An 18,547-nucleotide genomic window follows, 5' to 3' on the forward strand; every position below is an offset into this window, starting at 1 on the left:
CGGACGTACTCTGAAGAATGTCTCGCACCCGCCGTTGGCTGATCTTCGCGACGGGACTGGCGTTACTGATCAGTGTGCCGGCCGCGGTCGGCACACTTCCGGTGGCCGGCAGCAGTACCCCGGCCGCTGAGCTGCTGGGCCGGATCAACAGCTCGGCCGGGGCAACATACTCCGGCTACGCCGAGTCCAACGGGGGCCTCGCCCTCCCGGTCACACAGCAATACAGCGTGCTGGCCAACCTCTTCGGCGACCAGACCCAGATGCGGGTCTGGTCGCGAGGGCCCGCCGACTGGCGCGTCGACTCGCTCTCCGTGGACGGCGAGACCGACCTGTACTCCGACACCGCGGGCACCTGGACCTGGGACTACGAGACGAATCAGGTCATCCGCACCACCTACGGGCCGAACCAATTGCGGCTGCCGGTGCCGGCCGACCTGCTCCCCTCCAACTTGGCTCGGCGCCTGCTCAGCGAGGCGACCTCCGGCGAAGTCAGCCGGCTTCCGACCCGCCGCATCGCGCAGCGCAGCGCGACCGGCCTGCGGCTTACTCCGGCTGCTTCGGCCAGCACGATCGACCGGGTGGACGTCTGGGCCGATGAGGCTACCGGGATCGCGCTCCGCGTCGAGGTCTACTCCCGGGGCGAGCAGAACCCCTCACTCACGAGCGCCTTCCTCGATTTCCGCACCGACGATCCCTCGCCCGACATCACTCGCTTCATCCCGCCGCCCAGCGCGACCGTACGGGAGACCAATCAGGCGGACATCGCCAGTGCGGTGAATCGCTTCGGCCAGCTCACGCCGCCGACCGAGCTCGCCGGGCTGCCGCGAAACACTCTCCTGCAGGGCCTGACCCGAGTCGGTACCTACGGCCGGGGCGTCACCGAACTTGCCGCGATTCCACTTCCGGTCAGCACCGCCGACGGGTTACGCGAGCAACTGAAGAAGGTGCCCGGCATCGCGACCACTTCTGACTACCAGCTCGGAGTCATCGGGCCGGTCAGCCTGCTGCTCGGCCCGGATCTGAACCGACGCGCGGCCTGGCTCCTGGTCGGCACGGTCGACCCCGACACCCTGCGCAGCGCTATCGACCGTCTCCCGACGAGCCTGCGGCGCCCCCGGTGATCAGAACAACCGGGCTGACCAAACGATTCGGCTCTTTGGTCGCCGTCGACACGGTCGATCTCGATGTGCGGGAGGGCGACATCTACGGCTTCCTCGGCGCCAACGGCTCGGGGAAGACCACGACCGTACGGATGCTTCTCGGCTTGGTCCTCGCGACCTCAGGGTCGATCGAGGTGCTCAACGAGCCGATGCCGAAAGCCGCGGGTCGGGTTCTTCCGCAGCTCGGTGCGCTCGTCGAAGGTCCAGGTTTCTATGGCCATCTCTCCGGACGGGCCAATCTGGCCACGTTCGACGCCAGCGGCCCGGGCGGTGGGCCCGCCCCTCGGCTCAGCCGTACCGAGCGCGGTCGTCGCATCGACGAGGTGCTGGAGCAGGTTGGTCTGGACGCTGTGGGCCGACGCCCGGTGCGGGCCTACTCGCTGGGGATGCGACAGCGTCTCGGGCTGGCGGCCGCTCTGCTGCGCCGGCCACGACTGCTCGTGTTGGACGAGCCGACAAACGGGCTTGATCCGCAAGGCATTCGGGAGATTCGCGAGCTACTCCTGCAGTTGCATCGCGACGGCACGACCATCTTCCTCTCCAGCCATCTGCTGGCCGAAGTGGAGCAGCTGTGCACTCGGGTCGGGGTGCTGGACCGGGGCCGGTTGGTCGTGCAGGAGGAGCTCGGCGTCTTACGTCGCCCGACCGGTAACACGGTCATCCGCACTCGGGACGTCGAAGCGACACTGGCTCTGCTCGACGGGCGGGTGCTGGAGCGGGATGGCGACCGGCTGGTTGTCGCCGACGCGAACGCTGCGGAGTTGAACGCCCACCTGGTCGCTCATGCGGTGCGGGTTGACGAGCTCGGCCCGCAGCGCCGCAGCCTCGAGGAGGTCGTGCTCGACCTCACCGATCCCAGCCGCACCGCATCGACCAACACCGCTGCACCTCAGCTGCCGCAGAAGACTTCGGCCGACGCTCTCGGGCCACATGACGGGCTCCAGCCAACCGACGGAGCAGGCCGATGATCACGGTCGAACTGGTCAAGCTCTTCCGCCGCCCGCGAACCTGGATGACGATCGCCCTGCTCGTGTCATTGCCGACCATCGTCGCGGTCCTGCTGGCGACCACGCACCTGGGGCCACGACCGGGTCAGGGGCCGGCCTTCCTCTCGGCCGTCCTCACCAACGGATCGCTCTTCAGCGTTGCCGCACTGGCCATCGTGCTGCCGCTCTTCCTGCCGGTCGCCGTCGCCGTAGTCGCCGGCGACATGGTCGCCGGCGAGGCGCAGGGTGGAACGCTGCGCTACCTGCTCATTCGACCGGTCGGGCGCACCCGGCTGCTGGTGTCCAAGCTGGTGGCGATCTTCGCCTTCGTGGCTGTGTCGGTCGTCGTGGTAGCCGGTTCGGGCTTCCTGCTGGGACGTCTCCTGCTGGGAAATCAGCCGATCGAGGCCGCCGTCACCAGCGTCTCGGGAACGCCGTTGACACCGGGAAACATCGTCATTCGCACCCTCGTCGCGGTCGCCTACGTCGCGTTCTCAATGCTGTCGGTGGCGGCGATGGCCCTCTTCCTCTCCACCCTCACCGACTCCCCCATGACGGCCAGCCTCGGCGCCCTGGCCTTCCTCATCGGCTCGTCGCTGCTGCTCACCCTTGACGCATCACGGGCGATCAAACCCTACCTACCGACCAGGTATTGGCTCTCCTTCGTCGATCTCTTCCGGGATCCGATCCTGCTCCGCAACGTAGAACGGGGTGTCGCGCTGCAGGCCGTCTACGTGCTGGTGCTGCTGGCTGCGGCCTGGGCGAACTTCTCGAGCAAGGACATCACGAGCTGAGGCGGATGCAGTCGGCGGACGACAGCGGCACGGGTGGTCCATCGGAGAGCTCCGCCAGCACCATCTTCTGAACGAGAGAGTCCGTAGGCAGGGCGGTGTGAGACACCGTCGACGTCGCACAGACGCTCTGAACGCTCATGTTCAGGGCTCCGGCGAGGACGGCGGAGTCCGGGGGTAGCACCACGCTGTCGTGGGTGGTCCAGATCGAGACGTAGCTCGGGCCGGAGGGAGTCTCGTCACCTGAGTTCAGCTCGGTGAGCAGTTCGCTTCCGGTGCCCAGCTGCTGACAGGCCAGCGGGCACTCCCCCGGCACCAATGAACCGAGATCCGCCAGCCGGGTGCCGTGCTGGGGCGAGCCGAGGGTAACCAGCCGGCGAACCAACCTAGTGCCCCCGTAGTCGCGGAGCCAGAGACGGGCAACGACACCGCCGGCCGAGTAGCCGACCACATCGAGCGATCGCGCTCCGGTTCGGGTCTGCAGGTCGGAGGCCGCCGACGCGACGGTCTGAGCCTGCTCGTTGAGATCTCCGGTTCCCCCGTCGGGCAGGTTCACCACCTGCACATCGGCTTTCCCGGCGGCCTTCAACTTCAGCAGCAGCGCATCCAGCGCGCCCGTGGAGCCGCCGTAGCCCGGGATCAGCAGCACCGGGCCAGCATCCTCCTGCGCGGGCGCGCTGGCGGCGGCGCTGCTGTGTCCTCGCAGCGCGAGGGTGAGGCCGGCGGCCGCCAGGATCACCAGCGCGGCCGCCAGGCTCAGGTACAACCGGCGACGAGCAGGCGAAAGCGAGGCGAGTAGCACCCGTCCATCATCCGCGCGAATGCTAAGTCAGTGGGGCAGAACTGCGCCTAGCGGCGGCCCTCGCGGACCGCGTCGCCGTCCATGCAGCGCTGGGCCTGTGTCCTGGTGAGTGGCTTCTCGACCAGGGCGACCTGCAAGTTCTCCGCGGCGACCGGACGCAACCCGGCGATAAGCAGCTCAAGGTGGCGCCGCCACGCCGTCGGCGCCACCGCACGCGTCATCTCGATGATGCTGCGGACTGACCAGAAGATCATCGAGATGTCGGTGCTGGTGACCTCCGGGCGAATCCGGCCGTTCTGCTGCGCGCGCTCAAGCAGCGTGGCCACAATCTCGCGGAAATCATCCATCGCGCCCAACTCGGCGTCCGAGTGACTCCAGAGCCGCTGCAGGCAGCTGGGCTGCTTCGCCTGAAACTTCCCGGCGTTGAGGAGCAGCGTCTCCAGGCCGGAGCCGTCGACGAGACCATCTGCGTTCTGGGCCAGCACCAGCAACTCTCGCCGCATACTGCCGACAAGCTCATCGATGAGGGCCTGCTTGGTCGGAAAGCGGCGATAGAGCGTCCCCATGCCAACTCCGGCGGCCCGGGCCACCTCCTCGACGCTCGCATCGAGCCCGTACTCGGCGAACACGAAACGCGCCGCATCCAGCAGCCGTTCGCGGTTCTCCGCCGCGTCGCGACGCAGCGGCCGGACGGCAACCGACGCCTCATCCGGGCAGCCCGGTTTGGCCGTAGCCGCACGCATCGTCACGCCCTGCTCACGTCCTTGCTCATGTCTCTGCTCATGTCTTGGATTACTCGGATTCGTCCCCGACGACGGTACCAGCGGCGACGAGGGCGAGCGCTGGATGTGACATGGCTGCCTGCTCCTGCTGGTGGGAGTCCCGGACCACGTTCAGCTTGGGAATGAGCAGTCCGGCGAGGGTCGCGAGCACCAGTGAGATGGCCAGCAGCGCAAAGCCCGCGGTGTAGCCCGACTCCGCCGGCAGGCCGCTCGGCAGCGTGTTCGCGGTGACGACACTGGCCACGACGGCGGCACCGATCGAACCGCCGATGGTGCGGATATTGGCGTTCATGCCGCTGGCCACACCGGTCTGGTGGGACGGGACGGCGTCCACGATGATGCTCGACATCGACGAGAAGGCCAGCCCGAAGCCAGCACCCAGCAGCGCCATGGCGAGCAGAATCTCCCAGACCTGGTCATGGGCAAAGGCCAGGATCAGGAACGGCGGAACGCTGATGGCCGATCCCGAGACGAGCACCGCCTTGGCCCCGAAACGACCCGACAACGGCCCGGAGATCGATCCGCAGATGAACATCGCCACCGTCATGGGCAGCACCAGCACGCCGGAGAGCGTGATGCTGGCGGTGAAGCCATAGCCGGCGGTGGCCGGCGTCTGGACGAACTCGGGGATGAACGCGAAGGTGCAGTAGAGACCGACACCGAAGAGGAAGGCGACCAGGTTCGTGGTCCAGACGGCCGGGATACGCATCATCTTCATGTCGATGAGCGGCTGCTCCGAATGCAGCTCGAGCGCCACCCAGGCCACAGCCAGCACGACGGCGGCGATGAGCAGTCCGATGACGGCCGGCGAACCCCAGCCCCAGGCCGGCGCCTGGCTGACGGCGACCAGCAGAGCCACCAGCCAGCCCGACATCAGGATCGCCGCGCCCCAGCTGATCCGACCCGGCGTACGCACCGGCGACTCCGGAACGACGAAGTGGGTCGTGACGGCGACCACGATGACGATCGCCGCAGGGATCCAGAAGAGCCAGTGGTAGTTCAGCGTGTTCACGATCGGGCCGGCCAGCACGAGCCCGAGCCCACCACCGACGGCCAGCAGAGCGGCGATGACACCGACCGCGCCGGCCACCTTCTCACGCGGGAACTCGTCGCGGATGATGCCGAAGGAGAGCGGGATGATGCCACCGCCCGCTCCCTGGATGGCCCGGGCGATGATCATCACGCCGATGGAGCCCGCGACCGCGGCGAGGACCGAGCCGACAGCCAGCGCCACCAGGACACCGACCAGCACCTTCTCCTTGCCCACCATGTCGCCGATACGCCCGAGGATCGGGGTGCAGATCGACGCCGACAGCAGATAGGCGGTGAGGACCCAGGTGACGTTGTTCTGCGTTGTGTGCAGATCGCTCTGCAGCAGGGGCAGCACCGGCGAGACCAGCGACTGCAGCAGCGAGTACGCCGCTACGCCGAGCGCGAGGACGACGAAGGTCACTTGGTAGCGGTTACGTTTGGCGGCGGCGGCCATCTCTTCAATCTCCAGTCGGCACAGAACCGGAGTGTGGTATCCGGAAACTTAACTGATCCTATCGAGATAAGCGGAGCTCTCCCTCCGCCTGAGCGGACTGAAAGCGGAATCACAACCCCCCGGCTGGGGTGCTGGCCTGCTCGCGGGGCGGCCTCGTCTCGAGTTTAATAGGCGACCGGGCGCTCAGAGATCACCGAGTGCTCCCAATCGGCCAGCAGCGCGCGGATCGCGGAGACCAACGCGAGTGGCTGATCGAGCATCACCGCATGCCCGGCCGTCGGGATCTCAATAACCGGGGCGATCCGGCCCAGGCGGTCATACATCGCCTCGGTGAGGTCCTCGGTTGCGAGGCCGAGCTCGGCGCGGAAGAGCGCGACCCGACATTCGAGACGGTTCAGAGTAGCCAAGCTCATAGCGGTCCGGCGGAAGACCTGCGGGTCGAATTTCCAGGCCCAGCCGCCGTCCATTGGACGCACCGAATTCTCCGCGATATGCGCCTTGACGTAGTCCAGCATGACGTCCTGGTCGGGCACCGGGCGGAACCGGGCCACGGCGGCCTCGCGGCTCGGATAGATCTTCAGGGGACCGAACGCGCCCCGGCGACGCGCAGCTTCGTCCTCCGGCGTCAAGTCCCAGACCGGTGAGTCGATGGTCATGATTCCGGCGATCTGCGAGCCGGCCAGGGTGGCGGCGGTCAGCGCCACGAAGCCGCCCATGCTGTGCCCGATGATGATCGGCTTGCTTCTGATACCGGCCTCGGCGCCGACGGCCAATACCTCACGCGCCCAGGATTCGAGGGCGTAGTCGGACCGCCGACCGCTGTCGCCGTGCCCGGAGAGGTCGATCGCCACGACCCGAAGATGCCGGCTCAGTAGTGGCGCGACGTGATCCCACCACTGGGCATGGGCCGCGCCCCCGTGAACCAGGATCAACCCTTTCGATCCGGCGGGTCCCCAGGCTCGGTAGTTGATCTCGACACCGTCGACCTGAAAGCGGCCGACCTCGGCCTCGTCGGCCAGGGCCTGGCGGAACCAGCTCGGCACCTCGTCGGCTTTTACAAAACTCATAGGTTTGTTATACCAACTGACAACGCACGGACCAGCCCCGATAGTGTCGGCAGTAGCTAGGTTCACAACGTTCGGGGAGACCGCGATGAAGTATCTCAAGCTTGGTTCGACTGGCCTCGACGTCTCGGCAATCTGCCTGGGCTGCATGAGTTTCGGCAGCGCGCAGGCCGGCAACCACGCCTGGACGCTGGACGAAGAGACGAGTCGCCCATTCATCAAGCAGGCCCTCGACGCCGGCATCAACTTCTTCGACACGGCGAACGTCTACTCGGCCGGTACGAGCGAAGAGATCGTCGGCCGAGCACTGCTCGACTACGCCGATCGCGACGAGATCGTGCTGGCGACCAAGGTCCACGGACGCATGCGCCCCGGGCCGAACGGAGCCGGCCTCTCCCGCAAGGCCATCCTGGCCGAACTCGACGCGAGCCTGCGCCGGTTGGGCACCGACTACATCGACCTGTACCAGATCCACCGCTTCGACTACGACGTGCCGCTGGAGGAGACCCTCGAAGCGCTCCACGACGTGGTGAAGTCCGGAAAGGTGCGCTACCTCGGCGCGTCGTCGATGCACGCCTGGCAATTCGCCAAGGCGCTCTACCTGGCCGACCTCAACGGCTGGACCCGGTTCTCCACCATGCAGAACCACTACAACTTGATCTACCGCGAAGAGGAGCGGGAGATGCTGCCGCTGTGCTACGAGGAGGGCATCGGGGTTATTCCGTGGAGCCCCCTGGCCCGCGGGCGGTTGACCCGTCCGTGGGATGAGACGACGGCTCGCGGCGACACCGATGAGTTCGGAAAGTCCCTCTACAGCGAAGGGGATCGCAGCATCGTCGAGCGGGTGGCCGAGGTGGCCGGTGAGCACGGTGTCACACCGGCGCAGATCGCGCTGGCCTGGGTGTCCCAGAATCCGGCGGTAACCGCGCCGATCATCGGGGCGACCAAGGTCGCACACATCGACGACGCGGTGGCGTCACTGGAGATTGAGCTCAGCGACGCCCAGACGGCCCGGCTGGAGGAGAACTACACACCCCACCAGGTGGCCGGGTTCCGCTGATCCACGATTTCAGTGGGCCTGACGGCTCATCCAATCGCTGCACTTGACGGCTCATCCAATCGCGACGAACGAGATCTTCCCTGTTCCGTAGTTGTCCACGGTGAGGTCGTAGTCGACGCGGTCGAAGTGCTGGTACATGTGCTTGACGAGCTCGGTCGGAGCCTGCGATAGCGGGAAGTACGGCTCGTTGAGGCGAACTCCCGGGTTACGCGGGTGCTCGAAGACCGCCGATACGACGTTGCAGACCTCGACCAGATTCTCGATGACGTCGATCCGGACGTCGCGCTCGGCGGCCATCTCCTTGGCCGCCAGCGGCGGAAGCAGGGCGAAGGCGCTACCGACGAACGCGGCCGCCTCCGGGCTCCACAGGATCGCCACCTGGTTCTTGGCCTGATCGTCCCAGTACGTCACGATCATGCCCCCGGCGCCGTCGACCGGCGAGATCTTGTCGACGGCCGCGATCTCGCAGTCACGACCGATCGTCGCTTCGATGACGTCTTTCACGGACTTGGCGGACGGGAGAAACATGGATCAGTCCTTTGAGGATGTACTGGATGAGCGGGTTTACGGAGGTGTGCTGAGTCGGCCAGAGTCGGCCAGAGTTAGCCGGCCTCAGACGCAGGCGGCGATGGCTTCGCGCAGATCTTCCGGGGTGAACGGCTTACCCACGAGGAAGGCGGCTCCGGCGTCGGCGGCCTGCTGGCGCATCGCGTCGGAGCGCTCGGAGGTGACGAAACCGAAGGGGACGTCCGAACCGCGGGCCCGGATGGTGCGCAGCGCCTCGATACCGGTGACGTTGGGCATGTTCCAGTCGGAGAGGACCAGGTCGGGCGAGCCGTTGATGACCAGTTCGACGAGCTCAGCGCCGTCGGAGGCCTCGGTCACTTCGCAGTCGAAGCCTCCGTGGCGGAGCGCGCGGACGACGATACGGCGCATGACGGCGGAATCGTCAGCAACGATTAGGTGCATCACAGACCTCCGAGCAGGTGGTTGGACGGAGCCGCTTCCCAGAGGGAGGCGACGATGTGGTGCTCGCCCCAGGCCATCACGGTGACGGTGCGCAGCTGGGCCGACGGGACAGCCAGCATGTGAGCGTCGATGACGACCTGCGGCAGCGAGAGCGACGAAGGCGACGGCAGCATCGACTTGACGTTGCCGCCGACGATGTTGGCCAACTCCCCGACCGCGTCGGCGAGTTCCTCGTCCGGGACCTTGTCCTCGGAGCCGAACATGGTCGAGGCCACCGCCGTGCCACAGGCGCGGGTGGTCGCGAGAATCAGCTGCCCCGACCAGCCACCCATGATCGACACGGAGGCGACGACCTCGTTGTGGGTCGGCTTCGCGGCCGCGGCCTCGTCTTCGATCGGGAGGATCTCCTCGAACATGAACGAGGTCCAGACCGCCGAGATCAGTTCAGCGAGGTCTGCTTTGTTGGGTACTTCCGCGAGGGAGGTCATGAATGTGCTCCGGCTGGAGTGAGGCCGAGAAGATCCAGCTTCTCGACGATGTCATCGGGGGTAAAGGGCTTGATCACGTACTCATGGGCACCGGCGGCGAGGGCACGCACGATCTGGCCGTGCTCACTCTCGGTGGTCACCATCATCAGGGTGACGTCGGAGTACTTCTCAATCGCACGAACGGCCTTCACGAACTCAAGACCGTTCATGTTCGGCATGTTCCAGTCGATGAGCGCCAACGTCGGCGGCTCCTCGGTGGCGTTGAGCAGGTCGAGTGCCTCCTGGCCGTCACCAGCTTCGGTGACCTCGAATCCAGCGGTCGTGAGCACTCGCCGAAGGATCATGCGCATGGCGCGTGAATCGTCGATCACCATTGCTTGCAAGACGAACTCCTGGCCTGGCTGACAACCGGGCGTTCCGGCATGCCCTCCCATCGGCCGACGGGGTGCCACCTTAAGCAAACGGCGACAATCCGATCGCAGATTCCTGCGCAGGCACCGCGCTGGCCCGGGAGAAGCGAACCTCGTCGGTGATCGACCCCTTGCGCAGCAGCTTCACGTCCCGGAAGTAGTTCTGGTACAGCCGCCACGGCGCGACCGGCCCCTGCTTCGGCCAGGCGCTCTGCGCCCGCAGCACATAGCCGGACTTGAGGTCGATGATCGGGCCGAGCTCGGCCGGGTCGAGGTTCTGTGGCGCGATCGGGGTGACGATCTGATACCCGCTGGCATCCATGTACTTCAGTAGCCGCGACACGTAGTGGGCGATGAGATCGGCCTTGAGCGTCCAGGAGGCGTTCGTGTACCCGATCGTGAGCGCGAAATTCGGTACGCCGGAGAGCATCATGCCCTTGTAGGCGAGCGTGCTGGAGAGATCGACCGGGGCCCCGTCCACGCTCAGCGTCATACCGCCGATTCCGAGCATGTTCAGGCCGGTCGCGGTGACCACGATGTCGGCCGGCAGCTCGGCACCGGACTTGAGCTTGATTCCGGTCTTGGTGAAGGCGACGATCCGGTCGGTGACGATCTCGGCGTCCCCGTGGCGGATGGCCCGGAACAGGTCACCATCCGGGACGACGCAGAGGCGCTGGTCCCACGGCTCATAGTTGGGGGCGAAGTGGGTCTGGACCGCATAGCCTTCGGGGAGCTGACGAGTCACGCCGCGGCGCAGGATCGACTTCATCAACTGCGGCCGGCGGCGGCTGAGCTGGTAGCTCAGCATGGTGACCAGGACATTCTTACGGCGGACGATTCCATAGGCCCGCTGCGGCGACAGATGCCGGCGCAGCTTATCGGCGATCGGGTCTTTCGAAGGCAGCGAGATGATGTAGGTCGGCGAGCGCTGCAGCATGGTGACGTGCGCGGCCCGCTCGGCCAGCGACGGGACCAGAGTCACCGCGGTCGCTCCGCTGCCGATGATCACCACCCGCTTGTCGGTGTAGTCGAGGTCCTCGGGCCAGTGCTGCGGGTGCACGACCTGCCCGGCGAACTCATCGACCCCGGCGAACTCAGGGGTATAGCCCTCGTCGTAGCGGTAGTAGCCGGCGCAGACCTGCAGAAACGAGCAACTGATCAGCACCGTCTCGACGCTGCCGTCGACCGTTGTGCGCTCGGCCGTCACCGTCCAGCGGGCCTCGACCGAGGACCACTCGGCGCTGATCACCCGATGCCGGTAGCGGATCTTCTCCTCGACGTCGTAGTCGGCCGCGACCTGGCGTATGTAGTTGCGGATCGACTCGCCGTCGGCGATCGCTTTGGCCTCCGTCCACGGACGGAAGTCGTAACCCAGGGTGAACATATCGGAGTCCGAACGGATACCCGGATAGCGGAAGAGGTCCCAGGTACCCCCCATCGCCTCCCGCGACTCTAGGATTGCGTAACTCTTGCCCGGGCTGTCGATCTGCAGGTGACAGGCGGCGCCGATGCCGGAGAGACCAGCCCCGACGATGAGCACATCTACCCGCTCGACTGACATGTCACTCCTTCACTCGTCAGGAAGAACCACAACGACTCGCCTGGACGGTATCAGGTACTGGCCGTCCACGGAACTGGCGTCGCGGGTCTCTGTGCCGCGCCGGTGACCGCGACGATAACTCGTCGGCGCCTCTCATATCGTCCCGAGACTGACCGATAGAAGGTGTGTCCGGCACCATCGCGTCTTGATGAGAGAGAAGTTCACGTATGTCGCAGTCATGCTCGCCCGCTGCAGAACCGCAGGCCGACCAGTACGCCCGTATGGTCACCACTCTCTCGGCTCACCGCGAACTGCTCGCCCTCAACGCGACCCTCGGCTCCTACCCGTTCCGTAGTGCGCAGTCGAGCCAGACGCCGGACACCTCGTCAACGATGAACAACGATGCGGCCCAGCTCCGCCGCCAGGGGGCCTGATGTCTTCGAACGAAGATCTCGATCTCGAGATCGTCCAGGAATTTCTGATCGAAAGCCACGAGAACCTCGATCAGCTCGACCGGGACCTCGTCTCGCTGGAGCAGACGCCGGATTCCCGCGAGCTCCTCGCCAGCATCTTCCGCACCATCCACACCATCAAGGGAACCAGCGGATTCCTCGCCTACCACCGGCTCGAGGCCGTCACCCACGCCGGTGAGAGCCTGCTGGCCAAGCTGCGCGACGGTGCCTTCCGGATGACACCGGACACCGCCGACGCGCTGCTGCGCATGGTCGACGCCGTCCGGGCGATCCTGGTCAACATCGAACAGCAGCACAACGAAGGCGACGCCGACGTCACCCCGCTGGTCGAGGAGCTGCGCGCGCTGCTGGAGAGCAAGCTGGCCGAGGCTGCGGCCGGCGAAGCCGCCCCCTCCGTTGACGCCGACGCTGAGGTCGAGGCTGTCGTTGACGCGACGGCCGAGCCGGTCGCTGCGGACGCAGCCCCCGCCGCCGGCCCGAGCGGGCTGGAGATCCTGAAGCCGAAGGCGCCGGCCAAGCCACGTGCCCCGCGAGCCAGCACCGCCAAGGCCGCCCCGAAGGCCGCTCCGGCGAAGGCCGCTCCGGCGAAGGCGATTGCGGCCAAGACCGCCGCCGTCACTCCGGTCGAGACCGCAGTCGTCGAGCCGGTCACCGCCAAGCCAGCCGCCGCGAAGGCTCCGGCCAAGGCCGCTGCGGCCAAGGCCAACCCGAACGCCGCCGCCCCGGCCGAGGCCGATGGCCGACCGGGCATCGGCGACTCGACGATTCGCGTCGACGTGACCCTGCTCGAGCAGTTGATGCGTCTGGTCGGAGAGCTCGTCCTGGCCCGCAACCAGATCGTGCAGCGGGCCAGCACCATCGAAGACGATGAGCTGGGGCGCGCCTGCCACCGGCTCAACCTGGTGGCCGGCGAGCTGCAGGAGGGTGTCATGCGCACCCGCATGCAGCCGATCGACCACGTCTGGTCGAAGCTCCCGCGAGTCGTGCGCGACCTCAGCTCACAGCTGGGGCGTACCGTCCGCCTCGAGATGGAGGGTGGCGACACCGAGCTCGACCGCACCCTGCTGGAGGCGGTCAAGGACCCGCTGACCCACCTGGTGCGCAACGCCATCGACCACGGCATCGAAGACCCCGAGACGCGCCGCGTCGCCGGCAAGGACACCACCGGTGTCCTCACGCTGCGCGCCGCCCACGAAGGCGGCCAGATCCTGGTCGAGATCAAGGACGACGGCAAGGGCCTCGACCCTGAGGTACTCGGTCGTAAGGCTGTCGAGAAGGGCATCGTCACCCAGGCCCAGCTCGACTCGATGGGCCCGAACGACATCCTTCAGCTCGTCTTCGTCCCCGGTTTCTCAACCGCCTCGGCCGTCACCAACGTCTCCGGACGAGGCGTCGGCATGGACGTGGTGCGCACCAACATCGAGCGGATCGGCGGCTCCATCGACGTCGACTCCACGGTCGGTGTCGGTACGGCCTGGCGTCTGCGCATCCCGCTGACCCTGGCGATCGTCCCCGCCCTCACCGTCGAGTGCGCCGGCCAGCGTTTCGCCATCCCGCAGGTGAACCTGCTGGAGCTGGTAAGCCTGGACGAACGCAGCTCGGCCGGCGTCGAGAACATGGCTGGAGCCGAGGTGTACCGCCTACGCGGCTCGCTGCTGCCGCTGGTCCGCCTCGACGAGGCGCTGAAGCTCAAGCGCGCCACCGACGAGGAGGTCGGCACCCTGGTGGTCGCCGTCCTGGAAGCCGATGATCGTCGATTCGGGCTGGTCGTCGACCGGGTCCTCGACACCGAGGAGATCGTCGTCAAGCCGCTGTCCAGCGCGTTGAAGGAGCTCGGCCTCTACGCCGGCGCCACCATCCTCGGTGACGGCGCGGTCTCCCTCATCCTCGATGTGCAGAGCCTGGCCCGCCGCCGGCTGCGCGCCGTCGACTCGCACGAAAGCGCACAGAGCCAGCGCAGCCGGGGTGCCGGAGCCGGCTCCTCGGAGCGTCAGCTGCTGGTGGTCGCTCTCGGCGGTGACCGTCGGGTCGCCGTTCCGCTCGACGTGGTCACCCGTCTCGAGCAGTTCCCGGCCGACAGCATCGAGCGCGTCGGCCGCCGTGATGTGGTCCGCTACCGTGGCGCGATCATGCCGCTGGTGCGCCTCTCGGAGCACCTTGGCAGTGGCTTCAACGATGACCGCGAGACCATCCCCGGCGTCGTCTACTCCGCCCACGGACGCAGCGTCGCGCTGGCCGTCGGCGAGATCGTGGACATCGTCGCGGAGAGCTCGGTCGTGCACAGCGACGTCGAGGACATCGGCCTCATCGGATCGGCGGTCATCCGTGATCGCGTCACCGAGATGCTCGACGTCCGCGCGGCGATTCTCGCCGCCGACCCGATGTTCTTCGCCGAGGACGCCACGTCCGGAGCAGCCTTCACCGGCGAGTACTTCGCCGACCAAGAGCAGTTCTCGGGCGAGAACTACGACCTGATCGGAGCCAACTGATGGCCACCCTGCTGGCGACCTTCCACCTCGGCGACTACCTCTGCGCGGTCCCCGTCGGTGAGGTTCAGGAGGTGCTGATGGAGCAGACGCGCACGCCTGCCCCGGGTGCCTCGAAGTACGTCACCGGTCTGATCAACCTGCGCGGCCAGGTCGTCACCGCGCTCGATCTGCGTCTGCGGATGGGCGTCGCCACCACGGTCGAACAGCGTCCGTCGATGAACGTCGTCGTCTGCTTCCGCAACGAGGTCTGGAGCCTGCTGGTCGACAGCATCGGCGACGTCATCGAGGTCGAGGAGTCGCAGTTCGAGGCGCCGCCGGAGACCCTGCACGGTGCACTGCGTGAGCTGATCACCGGGGCCTACAAGCTCGACGGACGACTTCTGCTCGTCCTCAACGTCGAGCGGGCGCTGGACGTCAGCACCGAACCCGCCGCCGCCTGATCGGTAGCCGCAGCGACCGCCCAGTACTCTGATCGCGACGATGAGCTACTGGATTTCATTCTTGATCATTGGTGAAGCATGACGATCTCTCTAGTGAGTGCGCCGATCATCGGCTTCGATCTGGTGCGCCACCCGCACGGGTCGGCGGTGGCTGAGATTCTGCTGCTCGGGCTGAGCCTCGAGGCGCAGGATCTGCCGCTATTTGCCACCGGCTCAGCCAGCGATCCCGGATTCGGCCTGTGGCGGGCGCGAGCGATCGCGACCGATCCGATCTCCCGCCCGCTGCGCAGCGTCCGGGACACGCGACGCTCCGGTGCAGCGGTGAGCGAAGCACGGCCGGTCCAGGCCCGGCCGGCCGATCCGCGGCCGGAGACGAACCCCTCACTGAGCGCGCAGGAGCAGTTGGCCAGCGCCATCGATGCCCTGCTGCACAGCATGATCATCGATATCGACGTGCTGGAGCAGCTGATCCGCCGCGATGTTCTGGGCTGGTGTACGCCGGGTTCGCCGTTTCCGATGGGCGAGACGGAGTCCCAGCGAGGAGTGCCGGTTGACCCCGACCACGCCCGCCTGGCCGCCAATGCCCTTGTGGATGCCATCGCCGCCGAATGGGTGGCCGACCTCGATGATGAGTTCGCCGCCCGGCTGCGCACCCCCCTCGATCGGGTTCGGGGCGGACTCCCCCACCGCGCGCCGAATGTCGGCCCCTGCGCGCTGCCGATCATGCGCATTCTGCAGGATCTTCGCCAGCTTGGCCCGGACGGCTGTATCCGGCTGCGCGGTGTGAACACCGTGCTCGGTTCGGGCGTCGAGACCTGGGCCGCGGCCGTGCACGAGACCTCCTGGGCCGTCATGACAACCGGCCGGGTGCACGCCGCGGCGACTGCGCAACTGCTCGCCGTTCAGGCCTTCGGTGAGAGTGGCCTCAACGCCGCCGACGGGGCCGAGGGAATCTGGAACATCGTGAGCGGGCACCTGCACGCGAGCGTCGTCGGTGACGTCCTGGCCGAGGAGACCAAGCAGTCGCTGGCCAAGGCCTGGGTCACTGCGCTCGCCAGCTAGCCGTCCGTCCAGATCTGTCTGCGAACGTCCTGCACATTGCGCGTCATAGCGCCCAATGTGCAGGACGTACGAACGCGGAAGCGGGGGTGGTCGCGGGCTAGCGGGGGCGGTAGACCGGAACCCGGCCGATCTGCTCGCGCACCCAGCTGTCGTCCACGCCGATCGTCGTCTCGGCGCCGCCGAGCAGCAGGTAAGCGTCCGGGCGGCAGACCGCGCGGATGCGCTGCAGGATCTCCCGCCGCGTCTCCACCGAGAAGTAGATGAGGACGTTACGCAGGAAGACCACGTCGAACTGGCCGATCGCCGGCAACGGCTGGGAGAGGTTCAGCTGGCGGAAGGAGACCATCTTGCGGATGTTCTCATTGATCTGCCAGTGCATTCCGGCCTTGCTGAAGTGCTTGACCAGCTTCATCGCCGGCAGACCGCGGTTGATCTCACCCTGCGTGTACGTGCCGCGCTGGGCCTGCGCGATGATGCCGGGCGCGATGTCGGTGGCCAGGATCTCGCAACCTGCGGCACCGGCACCCAGAATGCTGTCTTTCACGATCATTCCGATGCTGTACGGCTCCTGACCGGTCGAGCAGGCGGCCGACCAGATCCGCACATTGCGGGTTCCGTGCACACTTCGGCTGAGCTTGGGCAGGATCTCGGTCTCGAGCGCGACAAAGGGCTGGCTATCGCGAAACCAGGAAGTCTCGTTCGTGGTCAGGGCCTCGACGATGTCGTCGCGGGTACGTCGATCCGCGGTGCTACGGGTGTGTTCGACGAAGGTCGAGACATCCGACTTTCCGGAGAGCCGGGCCAGTGGAGCCAACCGGGACTCGACCAGGTACTCCTTACCTGGCTCGAGGACGATCGCCGCATCGGAACGAAGTACCGTGCAGACCCACTCGAAGGCTGCAGTGCTGATTGGCATTAGGTATTGCTCCGCCTAACTGCTACTGGTTGCGTCGCATTCACCGGTGAGGTGACTGAGTGGGACGACGCGATAGGTGAGATCCGACGCAGGATGGCGTCGGCGATGACATGTACATCAAGCAACTCTTCGGCGAGACCATCCCCGGCCACCGCGCCGGGCATTCCCCAGACCACCGAACTTGCCTGGTCCTGTGCGATTACCTGTCCGCCGGCGGCCCGAATCTCCCCTGCGCCGCGACGACCGTCGCTCCCCATACCAGTGAGGACAACCCCGAGTACTCCAGAACCGAACGCCCTCGCCGCTGAGCGGAAGAGCACGTCCACTGCAGGGCGGCAGAAGTTCTCCGGCGCCCCTCCCCCAAGTTTTGTATAGGCGTTCGGGCCGGTGACGTCGATCTCCATGTGCAGGTCACCCGGCGCAATGTAGACGCTTCCCGGCACCAGCAGTTCACCACCGGCCGACTCTCGCACGGTTAACTTGCAGACCCGATCCAGGCGCTCGGCAAGGAGCTGGGTGAAGATCGGCGGCATGTGCTGGACGATCAGAATCGGCACCGGGAAACTGGCCGGCAACAGCGGTAGGACCTGGTTCAGTGCCTCCGGGCCGCCGGTCGAGGTGCCGATGACGAGCAACTTGATGCGCGCGCCCCCGGCGGCCGAGGCCCGCTTCGGGACGGCATTCTGGTTGGCCCGCGTCCCGGAGTCGGCCACGGCGGAGGCGCTCGGCACACCCGGACGTAGGGCTACCGGCGGGAAAGTGCGCTCAGCTGGACGCGCTGGCGCAACCGCCGACGGCAGAACTGACGAGGGTGGGGCCGGGCGCGTAGTCGCGGGGGTACTCCGCGGCGACTGGCCGGGTCGGGGCGCCGGTGATGACGGGGCGGCGGCCTCTGACAGCGCTGGAGGAGTGGACGGGCGCAGGGAAGCCGGTTGAGTCGGCGACGCCAGGAGCGGCTCGGTCGCGGGCACCGGTAGCGCGGGATGGACCTGAGCGGGCTGCTCGACCTCGTCCGGGACGACGACCGCGGCCGCGACCTGGGTGGCCGCCGATCGGGACACTCCGGCGCTGTTGCCGGGCTCGGCCCACGGTGCGACGCCGGTGAGGGCAAGCACCCGCGGGATGAGGTTGATGCGGACGTTGTTGCGGGACTCCTCGATGCTGTTGGAGTGTGCGGGCTTGGTGACATAGTCGGTCGCGCCGGCCGCGAGCGCGTCAAAGGTGATGCGCGCCCCTCGCTCGGTGAGCGTGCTGAACATGATCACCGGTATGCGCCGCCCGCTGCGACGCAGCGCCCGTACGGTGTTCACGCCGTCCAGGACGGGCATCTCGATGTCGAGCACGATGACATCCACAACCGTCGTCTCAAGCGCATCCAACGCCAGCTGTCCGTTGGCCGCGGAGGCGACGATCTCGATCTGCGGATGCTCGGAGAGCGTGTCGGAGATCAGTCGGCGGATGACCGCTGAGTCATCGACCACCATCACTCTCGCGATTCGCATGAACCCCCTATCGACCACGACGGGCCGGGCATGAACGGAAAGCGGTCAGACCGCAGCCGCAGACGCAGCCGCCCGCAACTCTAGGGATTTCCCTACTCGGGTCACCGCAGCCGCGTGCACCGCACAC

General features: G+C 66.9%; 19 protein-coding genes. 8 read left to right on the top strand and 11 right to left on the bottom strand.

Annotated features, from left to right (window positions below; all coding sequences use genetic code 11):
* The first annotated feature begins 17 nt into the window (after positions 1-17).
* Genes CPH63_RS18270 through CPH63_RS18280 form a run of 3 tightly spaced genes read left to right on the top strand, consistent with a single transcriptional unit; the run spans position 18 to position 2,940 of the window.
* Positions 18-1,121: a transcriptional regulator gene (locus CPH63_RS18270; protein WP_096304211.1), complete on the top strand. Its 1,104-nt coding sequence runs from the start codon at positions 18-20 to the stop codon at positions 1,119-1,121.
* Positions 1,118-2,128: an ABC transporter ATP-binding protein gene (locus CPH63_RS18275; RefSeq protein ID WP_096304212.1), complete on the top strand. Its 1,011-nt coding sequence runs from the start codon at positions 1,118-1,120 to the stop codon at positions 2,126-2,128. The genes CPH63_RS18270 and CPH63_RS18275 overlap by 4 nt, the downstream gene beginning before the upstream one ends.
* Positions 2,125-2,940 carry an ABC transporter permease gene (locus CPH63_RS18280; RefSeq protein ID WP_096304213.1) on the top strand — a complete coding sequence of 272 codons (816 nt, stop codon included), beginning with the start codon at positions 2,125-2,127 and terminating at the stop codon, positions 2,938-2,940. Before CPH63_RS18275 ends, CPH63_RS18280 begins: the two co-directional genes overlap by 4 nt.
* Here CPH63_RS18280 and CPH63_RS18285 read toward each other — a convergent pair.
* From CPH63_RS18285 to CPH63_RS18300, 4 genes are all read right to left on the bottom strand, one after another.
* A complete protein-coding gene (locus CPH63_RS18285) occupies positions 2,930-3,739 on the bottom strand; it encodes an alpha/beta fold hydrolase (protein ID WP_096304214.1) in 810 nt (269 codons plus the stop codon). The genes CPH63_RS18280 and CPH63_RS18285 overlap by 11 nt on opposite strands.
* Before the next feature lie 47 nt (positions 3,740-3,786).
* A complete protein-coding gene (locus tag CPH63_RS18290; RefSeq protein WP_096304215.1) occupies positions 3,787-4,482 on the bottom strand; it encodes a TetR/AcrR family transcriptional regulator in 696 nt (231 codons plus the stop codon).
* A gap of 49 nt (positions 4,483-4,531) precedes the next feature.
* Positions 4,532-6,007 (bottom strand): MFS transporter, encoded by a 1,476-nt coding sequence (locus CPH63_RS18295; RefSeq protein ID WP_096304216.1) that lies wholly within the window; start codon positions 6,005-6,007, stop codon positions 4,532-4,534.
* 164 nt (positions 6,008-6,171) lie between these two features.
* Positions 6,172-7,074, bottom strand: coding sequence for an alpha/beta fold hydrolase (locus tag CPH63_RS18300; RefSeq protein ID WP_096304217.1), 903 nt, complete (start codon positions 7,072-7,074; stop codon positions 6,172-6,174).
* 85 nt (positions 7,075-7,159) lie between these two features.
* On the opposite strand from CPH63_RS18300, the gene CPH63_RS18305 reads away from it, so the two are divergent.
* A complete protein-coding gene (locus tag CPH63_RS18305; protein WP_096304218.1) occupies positions 7,160-8,131 on the top strand; it encodes an aldo/keto reductase in 972 nt (323 codons plus the stop codon).
* 51 nt (positions 8,132-8,182) lie between these two features.
* On the opposite strand, the gene CPH63_RS18310 is transcribed toward CPH63_RS18305, so the two are convergent.
* The 5 genes from CPH63_RS18310 to CPH63_RS18330 all read right to left on the bottom strand — a co-directional run bounded on the left by CPH63_RS18310 (position 8,183) and on the right by CPH63_RS18330 (position 11,559).
* The gene (locus CPH63_RS18310) at positions 8,183-8,659 is read right to left on the bottom strand and encodes a hypothetical protein (RefSeq protein WP_096304219.1); all 477 of its coding nucleotides are present in this window, start codon (positions 8,657-8,659) and stop codon (positions 8,183-8,185) included.
* A gap of 84 nt (positions 8,660-8,743) precedes the next feature.
* Positions 8,744-9,100: a response regulator gene (locus CPH63_RS18315; RefSeq protein WP_096304220.1), complete on the bottom strand. Its 357-nt coding sequence runs from the start codon at positions 9,098-9,100 to the stop codon at positions 8,744-8,746.
* Entirely contained in the window at positions 9,100-9,588 is a 489-nt protein-coding gene (locus CPH63_RS18320) for a chemotaxis protein CheX (RefSeq protein ID WP_197704436.1), read from the bottom strand. The genes CPH63_RS18315 and CPH63_RS18320 overlap by 1 nt, the downstream gene beginning before the upstream one ends.
* Entirely contained in the window at positions 9,585-9,971 is a 387-nt protein-coding gene (locus CPH63_RS18325; RefSeq protein ID WP_172892233.1) for a PleD family two-component system response regulator, read from the bottom strand. Before CPH63_RS18325 ends, CPH63_RS18320 begins: the two co-directional genes overlap by 4 nt.
* Positions 9,972-10,041: 70 nt before the next feature.
* Positions 10,042-11,559, bottom strand: a complete 1,518-nt coding sequence (locus CPH63_RS18330; RefSeq protein ID WP_096304222.1) for an NAD(P)/FAD-dependent oxidoreductase — start codon at positions 11,557-11,559, stop codon at positions 10,042-10,044.
* Between the two features lie 206 nt (positions 11,560-11,765).
* On the opposite strand from CPH63_RS18330, the gene CPH63_RS18335 reads away from it, so the two are divergent.
* The 4 genes from CPH63_RS18335 to CPH63_RS18350 all read left to right on the top strand — a co-directional run bounded on the left by CPH63_RS18335 (position 11,766) and on the right by CPH63_RS18350 (position 16,002).
* Positions 11,766-11,972, top strand: a complete 207-nt coding sequence (locus CPH63_RS18335) for a hypothetical protein (protein ID WP_096304223.1) — start codon at positions 11,766-11,768, stop codon at positions 11,970-11,972.
* Positions 11,972-14,500 (top strand): chemotaxis protein CheW, encoded by a 2,529-nt coding sequence (locus CPH63_RS18340; RefSeq protein ID WP_096304224.1) that lies wholly within the window; start codon positions 11,972-11,974, stop codon positions 14,498-14,500. Before CPH63_RS18335 ends, CPH63_RS18340 begins: the two co-directional genes overlap by 1 nt.
* Entirely contained in the window at positions 14,500-14,940 is a 441-nt protein-coding gene (locus tag CPH63_RS18345; protein ID WP_096304225.1) for a chemotaxis protein CheW, read from the top strand. Before CPH63_RS18340 ends, CPH63_RS18345 begins: the two co-directional genes overlap by 1 nt.
* 78 nt (positions 14,941-15,018) lie before the next feature.
* Positions 15,019-16,002: a hypothetical protein gene (locus CPH63_RS18350; protein WP_157749639.1), complete on the top strand. Its 984-nt coding sequence runs from the start codon at positions 15,019-15,021 to the stop codon at positions 16,000-16,002.
* Positions 16,003-16,099: 97 nt separating this feature from the next.
* On the opposite strand, the gene CPH63_RS18355 is transcribed toward CPH63_RS18350, so the two are convergent.
* The gene (locus tag CPH63_RS18355) at positions 16,100-16,918 is read right to left on the bottom strand and encodes a protein-glutamate O-methyltransferase CheR (protein WP_096304227.1); all 819 of its coding nucleotides are present in this window, start codon (positions 16,916-16,918) and stop codon (positions 16,100-16,102) included.
* On the bottom strand, positions 16,918-18,420 hold the full coding sequence (gene cheB / locus CPH63_RS18360; protein WP_096304228.1) for a chemotaxis response regulator protein-glutamate methylesterase: 1,503 nt from the start codon (positions 18,418-18,420) through the stop codon (positions 16,918-16,920). The genes CPH63_RS18355 and cheB overlap by 1 nt, the downstream gene beginning before the upstream one ends.
* Positions 18,421-18,547 lie beyond the last annotated feature (127 nt).

The organism is Jatrophihabitans sp. GAS493 (genome assembly GCF_900230215.1).
Lineage (GTDB): Bacteria > Actinomycetota > Actinomycetes > Mycobacteriales > Jatrophihabitantaceae > MT45.